Origin of the sequence: Rhodococcus sp. Eu-32 (genome assembly GCF_003336925.1) — a bacterium.
Lineage (GTDB): Bacteria > Actinomycetota > Actinomycetes > Mycobacteriales > Mycobacteriaceae > Rhodococcoides > Rhodococcoides kyotonensis_B.
Window position 1 is genome coordinate 19703 of record NZ_QGNK01000032.1, and the last position, 20771, is coordinate 40473.

Consider the following 20771-nt stretch of genomic DNA (forward strand, 5'->3'; position numbering starts at 1 on the left):
TATCCTGAACAGCGTTATGCCTTCTGCCCGCAGTTCGGCTGCTACCACTGCCTCGAGCGCACCCGTCTACCTCGATCATGCTGCGACGACGCCCATGTCGTCCGCCGCGATCGAGGCGATGACGGCCGTGTTCGCCACCGTCGGCAACGCGTCGTCGCTGCACGGATCGGGGCGCGCAGCCCGCAGGCGCGTCGAGGAAGCGCGCGAGTCCATTGCGGAGAATCTCGGCGCACGGCCGTCCGAGGTGATCTTCACCTCAGGCGGAACCGAGAGCGACAACCTCGCGGTCAAGGGCATCTTCGCGGCCAGGCGCGACGCCGAACCGTCGCGCACCCGGATCGTCGCGAGCTCGGTGGAACACCACGCGGTTCTCGACGCGGTGGAGTGGCTCGCCGCGCACGAGGGTGCCGACGTCACGTGGCTGCCGGTCGACGCGTCCGGACGCGTCCGGCCGGACACTCTGCGCGCCGAGCTCGCGCTGCACGGTGACGAGATCGCGCTGATCACCGTCATGTGGGCCAACAACGAGGTCGGCACCATCATGCCGATCGCGGAGCTCGCTGCCGTCGCGCAGGAGTACGGCATCCCGATGCACAGCGATGCCATCCAGGCCGTGCCCCACCTTCCCGTCGACTTCGCCGCCAGCGGACTGTCGGCACTCAGCATCGCGGCACACAAATTCGGTGGACCGCAGGGCGTCGGCGCGTTGTTGCTCGGCCGCAGCGTTCCGTGTGTGCCGCTGCTCCACGGTGGCGGGCACGAGCGGGACGTACGGTCCGGGACGCACGACACCGCGTCCGTCGTCGCCATGGCGGCAGCGCTGAAGGACACCGTCGACACCCGTTCCGCGCGCCACCGAGAGCTGACGCGGCTGCGCGAGAAGATGATCGCCGGAGTGCGGGCCATCGATCCCGACGTGATCGTCAACGGTGCGCAGGGCGACGGCGGTCTCGACAGCATCGCGCACTTCACGTTCCCCGGATGCGAGGGTGATTCCCTGCTCATGCTGCTCGACGCGGCCGGGATAGAATGTTCGACCGGATCGGCATGTACCGCGGGCGTCGCTCGCGCGAGTCATGTGCTGATCGCCATGGGCGCCGACCCGGTGACCGCGCGCGGATCCTTGCGTTTCTCGCTCGGGGCCGGATCGTCGGACGACGACGTGGATCGACTTCTGGCTGCGTTGCCACAGGTGACAGAACGTGCCCGCGCTGCGGGACTGGCGAGCGTAGGAGCTCGGGGAGGACAACGCTGATGCGTGTTTTGGCTGCGATGAGCGGCGGAGTGGACTCGGCTGTCGCGGCGGCTCGGGCAGTGGACGAAGGGCACGACGTCGTCGGCGTGCACCTCGCTCTGTCCAGTGACCCCGGCACGCTCCGGACCGGTTCGAGGGGCTGCTGCTCCAAGGAGGACGCGGGAGACGCCCGACGCGCCGCCGACGTCCTCGGCATCCCGTTCTACGTCTGGGATTTCGCCGACCGGTTCAAGGAAGACGTCATCGACGACTTCGTCGAGTCCTACGCGGCGGGGGAGACCCCGAACCCGTGCCTGCGGTGCAACGAGAAGATCAAGTTCTCGGCGCTCGCCGACCGTGCGCTGGCGTTGGGCTTCGATGCCGTCGCCACGGGCCACTACGCCCAGCTGCACGACGGTGTGCTGCGCCGCGCGGTCGACGCCGACAAGGACCAGTCCTACGTACTCGCGGTGCTGAACAAGGCCCAGCTCTCGCGTGCGATGTTCCCGATCGGTGACACGCCGAAGTCCGAGATCCGTGCCGAAGCCGCCGAACGGGGACTCGCCGTCGCCGACAAGCCGGACAGTCACGACATCTGCTTCATCCCGTCCGGTGACACACGTGCATTCCTCGGCGCGAAGATCGGCATCCGGCCGGGCAAGGTCGTCGACGCGGACACCGGTGCCGAACTGGCCGACCACGACGGAGTCCACGGATTCACGATCGGTCAGCGCAAGGGCCTCGGAGTGCAGGGTCCTGCCGCCGACGGCAAACCCCGCTACGTGACGGCCATCGAACCCGACAGCGGCAACGTCATCGTCGGGTCGGCAACGCGTCTCGACGTCTGGGGCATCACCGGCGAGCGTGCCATCTGGACCGACGGCGTCGCGCCGACCGGGCCGATCGAGTGCGTCGTCCAGGTGCGCGCACACGGAGGAACCACCGAAGCGGTCGCCGAGGCGACGTCCGACGGCGGTATGGACATCCAACTCCGCAGCGCGCTCACCGGTGTCGCGAAGGGACAGGCGGCCGTACTGTATCGGCGAGATGTGTTGGGCGACATCGTCATCGGTAGCGCCACCATCGCGGGCACCCGTTCCGAGAGCGAGTGAGCAGCAGCGTTTTCGCCGGACTCGCGACCGGAATCGGCTCGTGGCCCGGCACCGACGTGCGTGAGGCGACGGGCATCGTGCTCGGTGAATTGCCCGCCCTGCCCCATGTCGTCGAACTACCCGCCCGTGGGCTCGGCGCCGACCTGATCGGTCGTACCGGGGCGTTGATGGTCGACGTCGAACTCGATGTGCGCACGTCCGGATATCGCATCGCGCAGCGGGCGACACGGGCAGGGCGCCATGCCGAGGACCTGTTGAGTCGCGATCTCGACATACTCGAAGAGCTATGGGAGACAGGAGGTTTCGCGGCGTTTCTGCCGGTGCTGAAGGCGCAAGTCGCCGGGCCGTTCACGATGGCGGCCGAAGTCGAACTACGGAACGCGCATCGCGTGCTCACCGATCGGGGAGCCGTCCGGCATGTTGCGGAATCGCTGGCCGAGGGCATCCGTGAGCACGTCGCCGAACTACGTCGACGGCTCGGCGTCGACGTCGTCGTTCAGCTCGACGAGCCGAGTTTGCCTGCGGTGCTTCGCGGTTCGCTACCGGGTGTGAGCCGACTCGATCCCGTGCCCGCATTCCCCGAACCCGACGCGCTGGAACTGCTCGATTCCGTTCTCGGCTCGCTCGGGGTGCCTGCGATGGTGCACTGCTGCGCCGCGGGTGCACCCATCGATCTGATCCGTCGCAGCGCCGCGGACGCCGTCGCGCTCGATGCGTCGCTGCTGCGTTCTTCCGACCTGGACGCGGTCGGCGAGCTTCTGCAGGCGGGGAAGACGCTCGTCCTCGGCGTCGTCCCCGGTACGACGCCGGAACGCACTCCGACCTGGCGAGAGGCGGCGGCACCTGCGGTGACGCTCGTCGATCGGCTGGGATTCCCGAGGTCGACGCTGGCCTCTCAGGTGTCGGTCACGCCCGCGTGCGGGTTGGCCTCGGCGACCCCCGAATGGGCGCGCACCGCGCTCACGTTGGTCGAGAACGTCGCCGATGCGTTCGGTGACGCGCCGGACTCGCTGTAGGAGGTTCGTTCGGCGAGGTTTGGTGTCGGTGTATTCCGATAATCTTCGGGAGTGGACGAATCGACTGACGTACCTGCTTCGACCGACACCGCAGACGCCGTGGCTGCCGGCACACCGGCATCCAGCGAAGATCGGGAGCAGTGGCAGAAGTTGGCCGAGGAAGTGCGTGGCCACCAGTTCCGCTACTACGTGCGCGACTCGCCGATCATCTCCGACGGCGAATTCGACGCTCTGCTGCGCGATCTGAACGCGCTGGAGGAAGCACATCCCGAGCTCCGTACCGCCGACTCGCCGACGCAGCTGGTCGGGGGCGGGTTCGCCACCGAGTTCACCGCCGTCGACCATCTCGAGCGAATGTTGAGCTTGGACAACGTGTTCGACTACGACGAGCTTCGTGCCTGGGCCAAACGCATCGAGTCGGAAACCGGATCCGGTCTGCACTACCTGTGCGAGGTCAAGATCGACGGTGTAGCGCTCAACCTGGTCTACGAGAACGGCACACTCGTCCGCGGTGCCACGCGTGGCGACGGCCGCACCGGCGAGGACGTCACGTTGAACGCGCGGACCATCGACGACATCCCCGAGACGTTGACCGAGAGCCCCGATCACCCCATTCCGGCCTTGTTGGAAGTGCGCGGCGAGGTGTTCTTCCGGTTGGAGGACTTCCAGGCGCTCAACGCCGCGCTCGTCGAGGAGGGCAAAGCGCCGTTCGCGAATCCCCGGAACTCGGCAGCAGGGTCGCTGAGGCAGAAGAATCCCGCGGTCACCGCGCGTCGCCGACTGGGCATGATCTGCCACGGTTTCGGCCGAATGGAAGGGTTTTCGCCCGACTCGCAGCTGCACGCCTACGAAGCGTTGAAGGCGTGGGGTCTGCCCGTGTCGACCCACACCAGCCAGGTGGAGGGCATCGACGCCGTCGTCGAGAAGGTCGAGTACTGGGACACCCATCGCCACGACGTCGAACACGAGATCGACGGGCTCGTCGTCAAAGTCGACGAAATGGCTCTGCACCGCAGGCTCGGTACCACCTCGCGCGCGCCGCGCTGGGCCATCGCCTACAAGTATCCGCCCGAGGAAGTCACCACCAAGCTCCTCGACATCAGGGTCAATGTCGGCCGTACGGGCCGTGTCACTCCGTTCGCGTACATGGAACCGGTGCTCGTGGCCGGTTCGACGGTGTCGTTGGCGACGCTGCACAACGGGTCCGAAGTCAAGCGCAAGGGCGTGCTGATCGGCGACACCGTCACCATCCGCAAGGCGGGCGAGGTCATTCCGGAGGTTCTGGGGCCGGTCGTCGACGCACGCACAGGTGACGAGACCGAGTTCGTCATGCCCACCGAGTGCCCCGAGTGCGGGACCACGCTGGCTCCCGCGAAGGAGGGCGACGCCGACCTTCGCTGCCCCAATTCCGAGTTCTGCCCTGGTCAGCGTCGTGAACGCCTGTTCTTCGTCGCCGAGCGAGGCCGGTTCGACATCGAAGGTCTCGGTTACGAGGCGGCGACGGATCTGTTGAAAGCCGAAGTGGTGCTCGACGAGGGCGACATTTTCTCGCTCACCGAGGACGACCTGCTGAAGACGTCGATCTTCCGGACCAAGGGCGGCGCGCTGTCCGCGAACGGCCGACGGTTGCTCGACAATCTCGACAAGGCCAAGGACCGGCCGCTGTGGCGGGTTCTCGTCAGCCTGTCCATCCGCCATGTCGGACCGTCCGCCGGTCGTGCGCTCGCCACCGAGTTCGGCAGCCTCGAACGCATCGAGAACGCGTCGGAAGAAGAGCTGGCCGCGGTCGACGGCGTCGGCCCCACCATGGCCAAGGCCGTGGCCGAATGGTTCACCGTGCCGTGGCACCGAACCATCGTCGAGAAGTGGCGCGCCGCGGGCGTCCGGATGGAGGACGAGCGCGACGACTCGATCGTTCGGAACCTCGAAGGCATGTCGATCGTCGTCACGGGTTCGCTCGAGAACTACTCGCGTGACCAGGCGAAGGAGGCGATCCTCGCACGTGGCGGCAAGGCGGCCGGATCGGTGTCGAAGAAGACGGCGTTCGTCGTCGTCGGCGAATCGCCGGGAAGCAAGCACGACAAGGCCGTCGAACTCGGGGTTCCTGTGCTCGACGAAGCAGGTTTCACGCTGCTGCTGACCGAGGGTCCGGATGCTGTCCGGCCTGCCGACCCAGTCGACGAGTAACGCTTCAGCCCAGGACGGTGGCGACGATTCCGGCGAGGTAGCCGAGTCGCGCCACCTCCGACGGCCTGAAGTCGGGGCCGCCCGGACGTCCCAGCACGAGGACGGTCCCCGTCGACCCGAGCGGCGCTGCAGCGATCTTGGTGTCCATGTCGCGCCAGGCTTGCGGCACCCACTCGGCATCGCCGTCCAGCGCGGCCGGGTGCTGCAGTGGCATCCACGGCATCTCCGTGGCATGGGTTTCCGGGGCGCCGGAACTACCGACGACTCGGTATGTGCCGCGTTCGCCCGTGGCCACGACGATGCTGAACCCGACCCGCAGGACGCGTGGTGCCCCGTCGACGAGTACCTGTAGTCGGTCGTCGGTGGCCGCGGCGACGCTGTCGATCAGTTCGAGTTCGCGATGTGTGTCCAGCACGCCCGTGTAGGGCCGGATCGAGTCGACCCGTACGTGATTCAGGTTCTCCGCCGCGGTGATGAGCGTGTCGGGAAGGGATCCGGGCGCGACGTCGACGACCAGGTCGTCCACCGCGTACCCGTCGCCGCGTTCGATGACGTCGAGAGACAGAATGTCCGCTCCGACGGAACCGAGTGCGACGGCGAGTGCGCCGAGGCTGCCGGGACGGTCGGGAAGCTGGACGCGGAGCAGGTAGGACATGACGCTCCCTTTCGGTGACTCTCTTCGAACACGGACGATCCGTAGAGAACTCTAGGCATCCCTCACGCCGCACGTCGGGTCCGCGCCGCGCGCCGTCGACGCTTTCTCGGTCGTGCCCGGGTCGACCAGCACGAAGGTGGCGGTGATCTTGACGACACCATGGGCGTGTTCGGCCGTCGACAGCGGAAGGTCCACGGGTTGCGGCCGTTGCCGGACCTATAAGCTTGCACACGTCATGTGCCCGTGCGGCGCATCCTCGATTGTTGTGAAAGGGGTCCACGCGGTGCCTGATATCTCCCGCGACGAGGTAGCTCACCTCGCCCGGCTGTCTCGGCTGGCGCTGAGCGAAGCCGAACTGGACGAGTTCGCAGGTCAGCTGGATTCGATTCTGCACCACGTGAAGACGGTCGCGGAAGTCGCCGCGGACGACGTGCCGCCGACGGCCAACCCCAGCGCCATCACCAATGTGACGCGCCCCGACGTCATCGTGCCCGGCCTGACGCCTCAGCAGGCGCTGGCCGAGGCGCCGAACGCCGAGGAAGACCGTTTCGCAGTGCCGCAGATCCTGGGAGAGAGCGAATGACCGACCTGACCGCACTCGACGCGTCCGAACTCGCGACGCGCATTCACTCCCGTGAGGTGTCGGCCGTCGAGGTCACGCAGGCTCACCTCGACCGTATCGAGCAGGTCGACGGCGACTTGGGCGCATTCCTTCACGTCTCCGGTGCCGGTGCGCTCGTCTCCGCGAAGGAGGTCGACGCCTCGCTCGCCGCCGGCGACGTTCCCGCGTCGGCTCTGGCCGGCGTTCCGCTGGCGCTGAAGGACGTGTTCACCACGACGGACATGCCGACGACGTGCGCGTCGAAGATCCTCGAAGGATGGATCTCGCCGTACGACGCGACGGTCACGGCGAAGCTGCGTGGCGCGGGTATCCCGCTGCTCGGCAAGACGAACATGGACGAGTTCGCGATGGGCTCGTCGACCGAGAACTCCGCATACGGTCCGACGAAGAACCCCTGGGACACCACCCGCATCCCCGGCGGATCGGGCGGCGGAAGTGCGGCGGCTCTGGCGTCGTACCAGGCGCCTCTGGCGATCGGCACGGACACCGGCGGCTCGATCCGTCAGCCTGCCGCGTTGACCGGAACCGTCGGCACCAAGCCGACCTACGGCACGGTGTCTCGATACGGACTCATCGCGTGCGCGTCGTCGCTGGATCAGGGCGGCCCGTGTGGCCGTACCGTTCTCGACACGGCATTGCTGCACGAGGTCATCGCCGGACACGACCCGCGCGACTCCACGTCGGTCGACACCCCGGTGGCGTCGGTCGTCGCCGCTGCACGCGACGGTGCCAAGGGCGACCTGAAGGGCGTCAAGGTCGGCGTCGTCAAGGAATTGCACTCCGACAGTTACCAGTCGGGTGTCATCTCGTCCTTCGATGCCGCGGTCGCCACGCTGACCTCCCTCGGTGCCGAGGTCGTCGAGGTGTCGTGCCCCAACTTCGTGCACGCGCTCGCCGCGTACTACCTGATCCTCCCGTCGGAGGTGTCGTCCAATCTCGCCCGGTTCGACGGAATGCGTTACGGCTCCCGCGCAGGCGACGACGGTACGCACAGCGCCGAGCAGGTCATGGCGATCACGCGCGCCGAAGGATTCGGTGCAGAAGTCAAGCGCCGCATCATGATCGGCACCTATGCGTTGTCGGCCGGATACTACGACGAGTACTACGGCCAGGCGCTGAAGGTGCGCACGCTCATCGCCCGGGACTTCGACAGGGCCTACGAGCAGGTCGACGTGCTGGTCTCGCCGACGACGCCGACGACGGCATTCCCGCTGGGGGAGAAGGTCGACGACCCGATCGCGATGTACCTGAACGACCTGTGCACGCTGCCGACCAACCTCGCAGGCCACTGCGCGATGTCGGTTCCGTCCGGACTCGCGTCCGAGGACGGTCTGCCCGTCGGTCTGCAGATCATGGCACCCGCGTTCGCCGACGACCGCCTCTACCGCATCGGTGCGGCGTACGAGGCAGCACGCGGCGCTCTGAAGTGACACCGAGTTGATCGGGATGATGCACGACGTCGCGCTGGGCGTCGTGCACGTCCGGATCGACTCGATCGTCCTTCCCGCCCTCGCGCTGGCGGTGGTGTTCCTTCTCGGCTGGATTCTGTTGCGCCGCCGAGTCCTCGGGGTTCTGACCGTGCTCACCGTGGTCGGTGCGCTCGTCGCGGTGACGAACACGCAGGTCTGGAAGGTGCCGACTCTCGCTGCGGCGATGGGTCATCCGCCCGTCGGCACCGTCACCAGCGTCGACATCCCGGGAACGGTGTCGGGTTTCGAGGCCAGACCCGCGTCGGTCTACACCCCGCCGTTCTACCGCGCGGGCGCTCGCGGCGACAACCCGGTGTTGGTGCTGCTCACCGGCCAGCCGGGTCACGTCGTCGACTGGATCGAGGGTGGCCATCTCGCACGAACGATGGATGCATTCGCAGCGAACCACGACGGCCACGCACCCATCGTCGTCGTCGCCGATGCGCTGGGCGACGCCGACGCCAACCCCATGTGCATCGACTCCGATCTGGGCAACGTGTCGACGTATCTCGCCGTCGACGTTCCGGCGTGGGTTCAGCAGAACATGCACGGCTCCACCGATCCGCGAGAGTGGGCAATCGGCGGATACTCGTACGGCGGAACGTGTTCGGTGCAGACCGCGCTGCGCGTGCCGGACGTGTACCCGACGTTCCTCGACATTTCGGGTGAGGACGAGCCGCGACGCGGCACACGGGACGAGTCGATCACCGCGGCCTTCGGTGACGACAGCGACGAATCGGTGGCGAAGTTCGACGCCGTCGCACCTCTGACGTTGCTCGAGCAGAACGACTATCCGGACACAGCGGGTGCTTTCGTCGTCGGAGACGCCGACGAGGAGTTCCGGCCGCAGACACGTCGCTTGTTCGACGCGGCCGTTACCGACGGCATGGACGTGCGGTACGCAGAACTACCCGGTGGCCACTCGATGGACGTGTGGGCGCCCGCGCTCGAGATCGAAATGAACTGGCTGGCACATCGATTGGGTCTCTAGCATTCGCGCATGCTCGTACCCTGGTCGGTGTTGTACCGATGTCCGTGACCCGCGGGCGCGTTCAGTGCGGACAGCAGGTCGACGGTCGTCTGCAGGTACGAGACCACCGGAATCCATGCGGGGACGGGGGCGTCGACGCGGGCGTCGGTCAGGTCGGGACTTTCGTGAATCAGATCGGCCGACCACCAGACGACCGGATCGGAACTGTTGGCGAGTACGACGCCTCCGCCTGCGGTCACCTCACCACTGGGAGGTCCCGCCCATACCGTGCTGCACACGAAACTCGAATCACGGTGCACCGCAGCGCTTCCGGCGACCGATCCGAGGCTCTGTCCGTAGACGTGGAGCTCGGGACGCGACAGCGGATCGTACGTTCGCAGTCTGTCTCGCACTGCGTTCAACAGTGCGGTCGTCGCGTCGACGGCCGCGTCCTCGGCGAAAAGAAATGTCGCCCAACTGGGTTGGTCGGAGTACTGCAGAGCCACTGTCGCGACGTCGTCGGCGAATCGCTCCTCGATGCCGCTGACGGCGTTCTCGTCGACCCATCCCGATCCGGTCGGAACAGCGATGACGATGTGCTCCTTGTCGAATCCCCCTGCACGACCCAGTTCGTCGACGGCGAGTCGTGCTCGTTCGTCGACGGTCGCGGCGGATCTCAGTCCGACGTACGTCCGGATTGCCGAACCGTCGGCCCCGGCAGCGACGAACCTGCGGCCCTCGCGACCCAAGTCGTCCCACCGGATCTGCGACGCTGTGTTCGGAGCGGTGAGATCGGTGTCGACGACGGCGTCGGCAAGCGTGTAGCGAGTCTCGAAGGCGTGCCGAGCCCACGGAACCGCGAACACGAAGCCGACGACGACCACGACGAGCGCAGCGACCGTGACTCGCGCCGTGCCGACAGCTCGCACGCCGCGTGCCGATGCGACTCCGGCGACGATCAGCATCGCCGATATCGACACCGACCCGCACAGCACTTCGACCCAGTGCATCGCGCCGGTGGGCGGCTGACCCATCGCGTCACGCAGTCGGTTCTGCCAGTGAGCGGCGGCGACGACTGCTCCGGCCACGGCGACGATGCCGACCGAGGCTGCGACGCGTCGCGCGGTCGGCTGCGGGCCCCTGCAGTGCAGTCGCGTCGTGATCCGGTGGAGGACGGCGGACAGCAGCAGGGCCGTGGCTGCGAACAGCGCTGTCACGACCGCCTGGACTTCGGGTGCGCGAGGAAGCAGCGACGGGGCCAGCGATGCCACGGTCGCCGCCGACAGCAGAACCGACGTCGTGACGCGGGGAACGGCGGGTGGGCGTCGGGGAGTGTCGATCGGGTGGGTCGCCGGGATGACGAGAGTCGCGGTCATGCGTGTGCCTTCGCTCGGCGTGCGACAACGGCGGCCGCGGTGGACGCTGCAGCAGCACCGGCGGCGACGAGCGTGCCGGCAAGAAGGAACGGCAGAGCAGGTTCGGGGCCTGGGTTGCCGTACCCCTGGCGCCACGAGTTGAAATCGACTGCGGCAGAGGCGACGTCGCTCATCAGGTAGCAGACCGAACGGGAACCGATTCCGTCACGAACACGGCAGGAATCGTGCAGGGAAGTCCGAAGCGATGCGTCGAGGTCCTCGCGAAGTCGCGTTGCCGCCGGATCGCCTGTCGCAGCACCGTATCGGATGAGGTCGTACCCGAGATCGTGTGCCTTGCAGGCGGTGTCGAACTCCCGTGGGAGGGGAATCGGTGACGAGCACTCGCCCGTCGGGTTCACGAGCACACCGTTCTCGACGGCGGGCTCGTAGAACATCGTCCGAAAACCCGTGGGCACCCGGCCGGCCGCGAGAACGGCGTCGTTCGCGGTCAAGGCGTCGATGGCGACGGACACCGCCGAGGTGTGCGCGTCCGAGGCGGCGGCGGTGGGGAGTCCGATGCTTGCTCCGAGACCCACCGTGGTCAGAAGTGCTCCGATGGCGATCTTCGCTCTCGCTGTCATGACCCGAGACGCTAGGAACGCTCCACGTTGCAGGTCATCGGACCGAGGTCGCGATCCCGCGTCACACCTCCGGACCGACAGCCGGTCCTTCTGATACCGCGGTACGGGTCCTGATCTCACCCCGAGGTATGACGACTTTCGTCGCGTCGGTTCCTAGAGTTCACGGGGTGAGCAGAGGTAATGCGATGGGAAGCCCCGTGAACACGACCGTGGCAGGTGTGCGACGGCTCGTCGCGGGTCGAGTCGTCGATGTCGTGATCGTTCTCGTCACGGCCATTCTGTACGCGGTGGCATGGCCGACGCTGCAGTTGACGCATGACGTGTCGCCGCCCCTCATGCCGATCGTCGCTGCGCTCGCGGTCTTCCCGTTTCTGCTCGTGCGCGCCAATCCGGCTCTGGGATGGGCGATCTCGGCGGCCTCCGCGTTGGTCGTGCCCGTCGCGTTCGACAACGTTCCGGGCTACGACTATCCGTGGCAGGTCACCCACATCATGGTGATGTTGGTGCTGGTGTTCGCAGTGAGTCTGCGGTGTGCGATGCCGATCGTCGGCGTCGCCTGGGGGGCGACGGTACTGCTGTTCCTGTCGTTCACACCCGGCGACGACGGCATCGGCTGGGCCGTCGGGTTCACGGCTGTCGTCGTGTTCGGACTGCTCGTGCGATGGCTCGTGTTGTCGCGTCGTCAACTTGCTCGCCAGGAGGAGATGAGCGAACTCGAACGGGCGCGGCGCGCCATCCTCGAGGAGAAGGCGAAGATCGCGCGAGATCTGCACGACGTCGTCGCCCATCACATGTCTCTCGTGGTGGTGCAGGCGCAGAGCGCCCCGTATCGACTCGACGATGTATCACCCTCGGCTGCAGCGGAATTCGAGTCCATCGGCGCCACCGCGCGCGAGGCGCTCAACGAGATCCGCGGCATGCTCGGGGTTCTGCGCAGCGACGGTCACGTCGTCGACGACGCCCCGCAGCCCAGCGCGTCGGACGTCGACGCGCTTCTGGTGAGCGCGCAACGAGCCGGTGTTCGACTCACGTGGACGTCGACGGGACAACCGTCGCTCGTATCGGCCGGTACGGGTCTCGCGCTGTATCGCATTCTGCAGGAATCGCTGTCCAACGCCGCTCGCCACGCCCCCGACAGCGATGTGCGTGTGCGCCTCGACTACGGATCGGATCTGGTGTTCCTGGAAGTGATCAACGGGCCGTCACCCGCGGGCGTCGTCGCCGTCGAGAACTCCGGAGGCCATGGCGTGCAGGGTATGAGAGACCGAGCCCGCGGTGCAGCGGGGTGGCTCGACACACGTCCGCTGTCCGACGGCGGCTTCGAAGTCGTCGCCCGACTACCCGTCGACGCGATTCCGGTGGCGGCCCCGTCGGCATAGGGTGTCACCCGTGGCAATCACGGTATTCATCGCCGACGATCAGGCAATGGTTCGACAGGGATTCGGTGCATTGCTGGCCGCTCAGGCCGACATCTCCGTCATCGGGGACGCCGACAACGGAGCGAGTGCCGTCAGCGAAGTGACGCGGCTGCTCCCCGACGTCGTACTGATGGACGTGCGCATGCCGCAGATGAACGGTCTCGATGCCGCGCGCGCCATTCTCGGTGCGGGACTGCCACATCCGGTACGCATTCTGATGCTCACGACGTTCGACATCGACGACTACGTCTACGAAGCGCTCACCATCGGCGCCAGCGGCTTCATGCTCAAGGATGCGCCCGCCGAGGAACTGATCCGCGGCGTACGCGTCGTCGCCGCGGGGGAGGCATTGCTCGCGCCGTCGGTGACGCGTCGCCTCATCGCCGACGTGACGTCCAGGCGCGGAACACCCCGGGTGGAACCGTCGTCGCTGCGGGTTCTGACGCCGCGCGAACGCGAGGTGCTCGAGTTGATCGCCAAGGGGATGTCGAACACGGAGATCGCGCAGTCGTTGTTCGTCGCCGAGCAGACCGTCAAGACACACGTCGGCAAGGTGCTCGGCAAACTCGGTCTGCGGGACCGGGCGCAAGCAGTCGTGCTGGCATACGAGAGCGGCGTCGTCACTCCAGGCTGACCATCCGACCGTCACGAATTACGGTAGGAGGTATGGCCACGACGAAAGGCGAGAATTCGATGCGCATCGGTGTTCTGACCGGCGGCGGTGACTGCCCGGGACTCAACGCAGTGATCAGGGCGGTGGTTCGCACCGCGGATGCGCGCTACGGATCGACCGTCGTCGGATTTCTCGACGGATGGCGAGGGTTGCTGGAGGACCGGCGGATTCAGCTCCGCAACGACGACCGCAACGATCGGCTGCTGACCAAGGGCGGCACGATCCTCGGGACAGCACGGACCAACCCCGATGTGCTGCGCGCCGGGCTCGACCGGATCAAGCAGACGCTCGAGGACAACGGCATCGACGTGCTCATCCCGATCGGTGGTGAGGGAACTCTTACGGCCGCGAACTGGCTGTCCGAGGAAGGCGTTCCCGTCGTCGGCGTCCCGAAGACGATCGACAACGACATCGACTGCACCGACGTCACATTCGGCTTCGACACCGCGCTCACCATCGCCACCGACGCGATCGACCGGCTGCACAGCACCGCGGAGTCGCATCAGCGCGTCATGCTCGTCGAGGTCATGGGACGGCACGCGGGATGGATTGCCCTGCACGCCGGTCTGGCGTCCGGATCGCACATGACGTTGATCCCGGAGCAGCCGTTCGACGTCGACGAGGTCTGTGATCTCGTGCGCAAGAGGTTCCAGCGCGGCGACTCGCACTTCATCTGCGTCGTCGCCGAGGGGGCGAAGCCGAAGGAGGGGTCGATGTCGCTTCTCGACGGCGGTATCGACGAATTCGGACACGTGCGATTCACCGGCGTCGCGCATCAACTCGGTCAGGAAATCGAGCGGCGGATCAACAAGGAAGTACGCACGACGGTGCTCGGGCACGTGCAGCGCGGCGGGACCCCGACGCCGTACGACCGCGTGCTCGCGACGCGTTTCGGTGTCAACGCCGCCGACGCCGCCCACGCTGGGGACTTCGGCAAGATGGTCTCGCTGCGCGGGGTCGACATCGGGCTGGTCTCGCTCGACGAGGCCGTCAAGCAACTCAAGCGGGTGCCGGAAAGCCGGTACGTCGACGCGGCGGCGTTCTTCGGGTAGGCGCCTTCGGCGCCCGTGAGTACTTATGTATAGAGGGCTATGCATTAGTACTCACGGGTGCCGGAGGCGCCTCGTTACTGACGCGTTCGCACCAGCGCATAAACTGACGTGCATGACTGCTGCCACGGTCGATCTCATCGACTACGACGACGTGCTGACCCGATTCGACCCCGTTCTGGGTATGGAGGTCCACGTCGAGCTGGGCACAGCGACCAAGATGTTCTGCGGCTGCCCGACTGCGTTCGGTGCCGAGCCCAACACGCAGGTCTGCCCGGTGTGCCTGGGCCTCCCCGGCGCCCTCCCGGTGGTCAACTCCGCCGCCGTGGAATCGGCCATCCGCATCGGCCTTGCACTGAACTGCTCCATCACCCCGTGGGGCCGTTTCGCTCGGAAGAACTACTTCTACCCGGATCAGCCGAAGAACTACCAGATTTCGCAGTACGACGAGCCGATCGCCACCGAGGGCTACCTCGACGTCGTCCTCGACGACGGCAGCACCTTTCGCGTCGAGATCGAGCGGGCGCACATGGAGGAAGACACCGGCAAGTCGACGCACGTCGGCGGCGCGACCGGACGCATCGAGGGAGCGAGCCACTCGCTGCTCGACTACAACCGCGCGGGCGTTCCGCTCGTCGAGATCGTCACCAAGCCGATCACCGGTACCGGGGAGCGCGCTCCCGAGGTGGCACGCGCCTACGTCACCGCCCTGCGTGACCTGCTGAAGGCCCTCGATGTGTCCGACGTCCGCATGGACCAGGGCTCGCTGCGTTGCGACGCCAACGTGTCGCTCATGGAGAAGACGGCCACCGAGTTCGGTACACGCACCGAGACGAAGAACGTCAACTCGCTCAAGAGCGTCGAGGTCGCCGTTCGCTACGAGATGCGCAGGCAGGCAGCCGTGCTGCAGTCCGGCGGCGAGGTCGTGCAGGAAACCCGTCACTTCCAGGAGTCCGACGGCACCACGTCCCCCGGACGCAAGAAGGAGACGGCCGAGGACTACCGCTACTTTCCCGAGCCCGACCTCGCGCCCGTCGCACCGGACGCAGCCTGGATCGAAGAGCTCCGCGGCACGCTGCCCGAGCTTCCGTGGCTGCGCCGCGCCCGCATCCAGGCCGACTGGGGCGTCTCCGACGAGGAGATGCGTGACCTCGTGAACTCCGGAGCTCTCGACCTCGTCGCGGCGACCGTCGACGCGGGTGCACCCGCGCAGGCCGCGCGGTCTTGGTGGGTGTCCTATCTGGCTCAGCAGGCGAACGTCAAGGGCGTCGAGCTCACCGAGCTGGCCATCACGCCGGCTCAGGTCGCAGCTGTCGTCGCGCTGGTCGCCGACGGCAAGGTCAACAACAACGGTGCTCGTCAGATCGTCGACGGTGTCCTCGCCGGGGAGGGCGAACCTGCCGACGTCATGGCTGCTCGTGGTCTCGTCGTCGAGAAGGACGACACCAAGTTGCAGGCAGCCGTCGACGAGGCTCTCGCCGCGAATCCCGGTGTCGCAGACAAGATCCGCAGCGGCAAGGTTCAGGCGGCGGGTGCCATCGTCGGTGCCGTCATGAAGGCGACACGTGGCCAGGCCGACGCAGCACGAGTCAAGGAACTTGTGCTCGCCGCCTGCAGCTAGCTCTAGTCGAATCCGCCTCCGCCTGCGGGGACCGGAATCTTGACGACGCGATCGTCGTTGGGGCCGGGCGCGTCACCGTTCTTGTTGACGGTCCCGGCCCAGATCGTGCCGTCGCCCGAGATCGCGGCGCCGTTGAGCTGGCCGTAACGGTCCTGCGCGACGAGGGACGGCGCGGCGGTCACGGCTCCGGTGTTCTCGTCGGTTGCGAGCACGGCGACGGCCTTGCCCGTCGTCAGCGCGATGGCCACCGTGCCGGGGCCGGCCGCGCAGCCGGCGACACCGGGACGGTCCGGCCAGGTCCACACCGGTGAGACGACCGTGCCGAGTTGGTCGATGCGCTGCAGCCGATCCTCGACGGCCGTCCGGTCGGTGACCCAGATGCTTCCGGTCTGATCGGTGCAGACGTCGCCTGCGGTCCCGATACCGCTCAGTGCGACGGCCGGGGCAGGCGGGTTCGCGGACGGCGTCAACGAGTCGACGCGAAGCAACTTGCCGGAAAGTGACGCCGGATCCGTTGCGGCAGCAGGGTTTCCGGCATCGCCCGTCAGTACCAGCATCTGACTGGGGCTGGAGAATTCGATCGCACCTCGGTTGCTCACCTGGCCGCGCGGGATGCCTGTCAGTACCGGCTTCGGGGTGTCTCCGGCTGCGATACGGACGACACGGTTGTCCGAGCCCGTCGTGATGTAGGCGTAGATGAGTCCGTCCTCGGCGTAGCTCGGGGACAACGCCAGATCCAGCAGACCGCCGTCGCCGGACGCGTCGACGTCGACGCGCGCTACTTCCGTCGGCTGCTGCCCCTGGGCGACCTGCACTATCCGCCCGGTACGCCGCTCGCCGATCAACGCCGACGCACCACCGGGGAGCATGACGAGACCACCGGTGGTGTCGAGACACGTCGCGATCACGTTCGGGTCCGGGTCGACACACGGACCGGGAGGCGGGCCGGGAGCGGCCGAGGTGGACGTCGGAGGCGCGTCGGGGTCGACGGGTTCGATCTCGGCGGCGCCGAAGGACGGCTCGGGGCTGAACGGGGTGGATGCGGAGTCGTCGAAGCGTGCACATCCCGCCGCCATGATCGCGGTGACGGCCAGGACTGCGGAGGCGGTAGCTCTTCGTGACGACGCACGCACCAACTTCATGTACGCAAACGTTACGGAAACCTCGGCGCACTTCGCCAGGCGGTCCGGATCCGTGAGCGCCGCGCCCGACTCAATGTAGGTGCATCAGCGCCTCACCGCTCTAGTGTTGGAGACGTGACCGACAAGCCCCGTGACTCCGACAAGCCCGACTCCGGCTACGAGCCTGCGTCGAGCCCGTACGACCAGCCCACCGAACAGATTCAGCAGCCGCCGAAGACGCGCCCGGCCTCGGGTGACTCGAACAAGTTGCCACGTACCGACGACGACTTGGACTTCGGGAGCAGCACGGCGTCGTACCCGACCGAGCAGCTACCCGCGTTCCGCCCGTCGAAATACGAGGAGCCGACGCCGTCGGACACCGGATCGTCGTACTCCGACAAGCCGACGGAGGTGTTCGACCGCTCCCAGACGAGTGCGCCGGTCTCACCGGCACCGTCCGTGTCCCCAGCCGCTTCCGCGCCGGAACCCGTCGTGCGTACCGAGACGGTGCAGATCCCGGCCAAGCGCGGCACGCTGGATCTCGGATTGCTGTTGCTGCGTCTGGCAGTGGGTGGCATCTTCCTCGTGCACGGCCTTCAGAAGCTGGTCGGCTTGTGGAACGGCCCGGGTCTCGACGGCTTCCGCGGACTGCTCGAGGACACCGGCTACGAGCAGGCCAACATCCTCGCGATCGCGGGCGCGGTCGGCGAGACCGCGGGCGGTGCGCTGCTGATACTCGGACTGGCGACGCCGTTCGCGGGTGCCGCGGTTCTCGGCGTCATGATCAACGCGTGGTGCTTCAAACAGGCCGCCGACCCGGGTCTGCAGTTCTTCGCGCCGAACGGCGTCGAATACGAGAGCCTCCTGGGCGTTGCAGCCGCCGCGATCATTCTGACCGGCCCGGGCAAGATCGCGCTCGACGGCCGCAGAGGATGGGCGACGCGTCCGCGCTTCGGTTCGTTCCTTGCGCTGCTGCTCGGCATCGCCGGCGGCGTCTGCATCTGGATCTTCCTGAACGGTGCGAACCCGATAGCGGCGTAGCCGCATGTGAGTGGGAATGCGTACTGGAGTACGCATTCCCACTCACGGGGGCCTAGGGCACGTACCGCACTGCGCCCTTGTCGGCCGACGTCGCGAGAGCTGCGTACGCGCGCAGGGCCGTGGTCACCGTGCGCTGGCGATCCACGGGCTGCCACGGGCGCTCCGACGCCTCCATCTTGGCCCGTCGCGTCGCGAGAACATCGTCGTCGACGAGGATCTCGAGCGTGCGCGAGCCGACGTCGATGCGCACCTGGTCGCCGTTCTCCACCAGACCGATGACGCCGCCCGACGCGGCCTCCGGGGAGATGTGGCCGATGGACAGGCCGGACGTGCCACCGGAGAAGCGGCCGTCGGTGATCAGCGCGCACTCCTTCCCGAGACCGGCACCCTTGAGGAACGCCGTCGGGTGCAGCATCTCCTGCATGCCTGGGCCGCCCTTGGGGCCCTCGTAGCGCACGACGAGCACGTCGCCCGGCTTGATCTTCTTCTGCAGGATCGCCGACACGGCTTCTTCCTGCGACTCCACGACGAGCGCCGGGCCCTGGAACGAGAACAGTTCCTCGTCGATGCCCGCCGTCTTCAGGATGGCGCCGTCGACCGCGATGTTGCCGCGCAGCACGACAAGACCACCCTCGACGGTGTACGCGTGCTCCTTGTCGCGAATGCACCCGCCCGCGGCGTCGGTGTCGAGCGACGACCACCGGTTGTCCGTCGAGAACGGTTCGGTGGTGCGCACTCCACCGGGAGCAGCATGGAACAGCTCGAGGGCCTCGTCGGAAGCCTTGCCGGAGCGGATGTCCCAAGTGTCGAGCCACTCGTCGAAGCTCTTCGTGTGCACCGTCGAGACGTCGGTCTCGAGCAGGCCTGCGCGACGCAGTTCGCCCAGCAGCGCCGGGATTCCGCCTGCGCGGTGCACGTCTTCCATGTGGTAATCGGAGTTCGGCGACACCTTGGACAGGCAGGGGACCTTGCGGCTGATGGCGTCGATGGTCTCCAGATCGAAGTCGACCTCGCCCTCCTGGGCTGCGGCGAGCGTGTGCAGCACGGTGTTGGTCGAGCCGCCCATCGCGACGTCGAGTGCCATCGCGTTGCGGAACGCGGCGGGGGTGGCGATGCTGCGCGGCAGCACGGAGTGGTCGTCCTCGCGGTAGTACTTGAGCGCGGCTTCGACGACGACGGTGCCCGCCTTCTCGAAGAGTGCGCGACGCGCACTGTGCGTCGCGAGTGTGGATCCGTTGCCCGGCAGAGCAAGACCGAGGGCCTCGGTGAGGCAATTCATCGAGTTGGCGGTGAACATGCCCGAGCACGAACCACACGTGGGGCAGGCGCTGCGCTCGACCTCGTCGAGTCCTTCCTCGGACACGGACTCGTTGGCGCTCGCCGAGATCGCGGTGATGAGGTCGGTCGGTGCCTGCGCGACGCCACCGACGACGACGGCCTTGCCCGCTTCCATCGGACCGCCCGAGACGAAGACCGTCGGGATGTTCAGACGCATCGCGGCATTGAGCATGCCGGGAGTGATCTTGTCGCAGTTGGAGATACAGACGAGCGCGTCGGCGGTGTGCGCGTTGGCCATGTATTCGACCGAGTCCGCGATGATTTCGCGGCTCGGCAGGGAATAGAGCATGCCGCCGTGGCCCATTGCGATCCCGTCGTCGACAGCGATTGTGTGGAACTCACGTGGAACGCCACCGGCAGCGCGGACGGCGTCGGCGACGATTTCGCCTACGTTCTTCAAATGCACGTGGCCGGGCACGAATTGGGTGTACGAGTTGGCGATCGCGACGATCGGCCTACCGAAATCCGAGTCCGTCATTCCGGTGGCGCGCCAGAGCGAGCGTGCGCCCGCGGCGTTGCGTCCGACAGTGGTAACCCGTGACCGTAGCGGCGGCATGCTTCGATTCCTCAATCTGTGGAGCGAATACTTTTCAGCGGATATCGCTCCGGCAAGGCTACTCCCGTATCACGAGGTGCCCTTGTCCGGTCCGTCGTCGGTTTCCGAATCCTGCTCCGCCCGCTCGGCATCGGCCGCGGCGGCATCGGCCGCTGCTGCCGCGTACGGATCGGTGATGCGTCCACCGCTCGCGGCCGCCAACTGAGGCAGACGGTCGAAACGAACGAGAGGAAGTGACTTCTCGCTCTTGTCCTTCAGGACGACGCGTGCCCACCGACGGTCGGGAAAGTGGATGCCGCGGACGTCGTCCCACCCTATGAACTCGGAGCCGAGGAATCGACGCACCGAAAGACCGTCGATCGACACCACGGTCCTGACCCGAATCACCCACACGGCCACTACGATGGGGACCACGAAGAGCCAGCCGAGAGCGGCAGGCCAACTCGCTGCGGGGAAGAAAACTCCGAACAGGAGCAGGGCCACGCCGATCAGCGCGAGGCGGGGAAGCCGGATGACCTGTGGGGAGGGATCGGGCGTGTGGGATGATGTGTCCGGTGGTTCGGACTGCTGCGGAGACGACACCCATTCATCTTCGCATTGCAACTGCGCGATCTCACATAATGGGATTGCGTCGTGACGAGTTTGACTGTTCCCTATGCGCGCGCCTACCGTCGAGCGCGTGAAGCGGAATCA

Annotated in this window: 19 protein-coding genes; 12 read left to right on the forward strand and 7 right to left on the reverse strand. The window is 67.0% G+C overall.

What is annotated here, in order from left to right; all coding sequences use genetic code 11:
• Positions 1-16: 16 nt before the first annotated feature.
• The 4 genes from DK926_RS24975 to ligA are packed head-to-tail and all read left to right on the forward strand — an operon-like array spanning position 17 to position 5549.
• The gene (locus DK926_RS24975; protein WP_114332640.1) at positions 17-1255 is read left to right on the forward strand and encodes a cysteine desulfurase family protein; all 1239 of its coding nucleotides are present in this window, start codon (positions 17-19) and stop codon (positions 1253-1255) included.
• A complete protein-coding gene (gene mnmA / locus DK926_RS24980) occupies positions 1255-2346 on the forward strand; it encodes a tRNA 2-thiouridine(34) synthase MnmA (RefSeq protein WP_114332641.1) in 1092 nt (363 codons plus the stop codon). The genes DK926_RS24975 and mnmA overlap by 1 nt, the downstream gene beginning before the upstream one ends.
• Complete coding sequence (locus tag DK926_RS24985; protein ID WP_114332642.1) at positions 2343-3362, forward strand: methionine synthase; 1020 nt, start codon at positions 2343-2345, stop codon at positions 3360-3362. Before mnmA ends, DK926_RS24985 begins: the two co-directional genes overlap by 4 nt.
• 51 nt (positions 3363-3413) lie before the next feature.
• The gene (gene ligA / locus DK926_RS24990; RefSeq protein ID WP_114332643.1) at positions 3414-5549 is read left to right on the forward strand and encodes an NAD-dependent DNA ligase LigA; all 2136 of its coding nucleotides are present in this window, start codon (positions 3414-3416) and stop codon (positions 5547-5549) included.
• Between the two features lie 4 nt (positions 5550-5553).
• On the opposite strand, the gene DK926_RS24995 is transcribed toward ligA, so the two are convergent.
• Complete coding sequence (locus DK926_RS24995) at positions 5554-6204, reverse strand: ACT domain-containing protein (protein WP_068428409.1); 651 nt, start codon at positions 6202-6204, stop codon at positions 5554-5556.
• 51 nt (positions 6205-6255) lie between these two features.
• The gene (locus DK926_RS26815; RefSeq protein ID WP_165839666.1) at positions 6256-6399 is read right to left on the reverse strand and encodes a hypothetical protein; all 144 of its coding nucleotides are present in this window, start codon (positions 6397-6399) and stop codon (positions 6256-6258) included.
• Positions 6400-6487: 88 nt separating this feature from the next.
• Here DK926_RS26815 and gatC point away from each other — a divergent pair, with 88 nt between their 5' ends.
• From gatC to DK926_RS25010, 3 genes are read left to right on the forward strand one after another with little or no spacing between them, the layout of a single operon-like run.
• Positions 6488-6787, forward strand: coding sequence for an Asp-tRNA(Asn)/Glu-tRNA(Gln) amidotransferase subunit GatC (gene gatC, locus DK926_RS25000; RefSeq protein WP_068428413.1), 300 nt, complete (start codon positions 6488-6490; stop codon positions 6785-6787).
• Positions 6784-8256, forward strand: coding sequence for an Asp-tRNA(Asn)/Glu-tRNA(Gln) amidotransferase subunit GatA (gene gatA, locus DK926_RS25005; protein ID WP_114332644.1), 1473 nt, complete (start codon positions 6784-6786; stop codon positions 8254-8256). Before gatC ends, gatA begins: the two co-directional genes overlap by 4 nt.
• 16 nt (positions 8257-8272) lie before the next feature.
• Entirely contained in the window at positions 8273-9286 is a 1014-nt protein-coding gene (locus DK926_RS25010; RefSeq protein WP_114332645.1) for an alpha/beta hydrolase-fold protein, read from the forward strand.
• Here the strand turns inward: DK926_RS25010 and DK926_RS25015 are convergent.
• Together DK926_RS25015 and DK926_RS25020 are read right to left on the reverse strand one after the other, a co-directional pair.
• Positions 9283-10641: an alpha/beta-hydrolase family protein gene (locus tag DK926_RS25015; protein ID WP_114332646.1), complete on the reverse strand. Its 1359-nt coding sequence runs from the start codon at positions 10639-10641 to the stop codon at positions 9283-9285. The genes DK926_RS25010 and DK926_RS25015 overlap by 4 nt on opposite strands.
• Positions 10638-11261, reverse strand: a complete 624-nt coding sequence (locus tag DK926_RS25020; RefSeq protein WP_068428425.1) for a hypothetical protein — start codon at positions 11259-11261, stop codon at positions 10638-10640. Before DK926_RS25020 ends, DK926_RS25015 begins: the two co-directional genes overlap by 4 nt.
• Positions 11262-11446: 185 nt before the next feature.
• Between DK926_RS25020 and DK926_RS25025 the strand changes: the two genes are divergently transcribed.
• From DK926_RS25025 to gatB, 4 genes are all read left to right on the forward strand, one after another.
• On the forward strand, positions 11447-12640 hold the full coding sequence (locus DK926_RS25025; protein WP_114332647.1) for a histidine kinase: 1194 nt from the start codon (positions 11447-11449) through the stop codon (positions 12638-12640).
• 10 nt (positions 12641-12650) lie between these two features.
• Complete coding sequence (locus tag DK926_RS25030; protein ID WP_068429131.1) at positions 12651-13313, forward strand: response regulator transcription factor; 663 nt, start codon at positions 12651-12653, stop codon at positions 13311-13313.
• Positions 13314-13372: 59 nt separating this feature from the next.
• Positions 13373-14404 carry an ATP-dependent 6-phosphofructokinase gene (locus DK926_RS25035; protein ID WP_068429134.1) on the forward strand — a complete coding sequence of 344 codons (1032 nt, stop codon included), beginning with the start codon at positions 13373-13375 and terminating at the stop codon, positions 14402-14404.
• Between the two features lie 112 nt (positions 14405-14516).
• Complete coding sequence (gatB, locus tag DK926_RS25040; protein WP_114332648.1) at positions 14517-16022, forward strand: Asp-tRNA(Asn)/Glu-tRNA(Gln) amidotransferase subunit GatB; 1506 nt, start codon at positions 14517-14519, stop codon at positions 16020-16022.
• Between the two features lie 2 nt (positions 16023-16024).
• On the opposite strand, the gene DK926_RS25045 is transcribed toward gatB, so the two are convergent.
• Entirely contained in the window at positions 16025-17164 is a 1140-nt protein-coding gene (locus tag DK926_RS25045) for a PQQ-dependent sugar dehydrogenase (RefSeq protein ID WP_114332649.1), read from the reverse strand.
• 114 nt (positions 17165-17278) lie between these two features.
• Here DK926_RS25045 and DK926_RS25050 point away from each other — a divergent pair, with 114 nt between their 5' ends.
• Positions 17279-18184 carry a DoxX family protein gene (locus DK926_RS25050; protein ID WP_114332650.1) on the forward strand — a complete coding sequence of 302 codons (906 nt, stop codon included), beginning with the start codon at positions 17279-17281 and terminating at the stop codon, positions 18182-18184.
• 52 nt (positions 18185-18236) lie between these two features.
• On the opposite strand, the gene ilvD is transcribed toward DK926_RS25050, so the two are convergent.
• Together ilvD and DK926_RS25060 are read right to left on the reverse strand one after the other, a co-directional pair.
• Complete coding sequence (gene ilvD / locus DK926_RS25055; RefSeq protein ID WP_114332651.1) at positions 18237-20078, reverse strand: dihydroxy-acid dehydratase; 1842 nt, start codon at positions 20076-20078, stop codon at positions 18237-18239.
• Between the two features lie 69 nt (positions 20079-20147).
• On the reverse strand, positions 20148-20660 hold the full coding sequence (locus DK926_RS25060; protein ID WP_243637017.1) for a PH domain-containing protein: 513 nt from the start codon (positions 20658-20660) through the stop codon (positions 20148-20150).
• Positions 20661-20771: the final 111 nt, after the last annotated feature.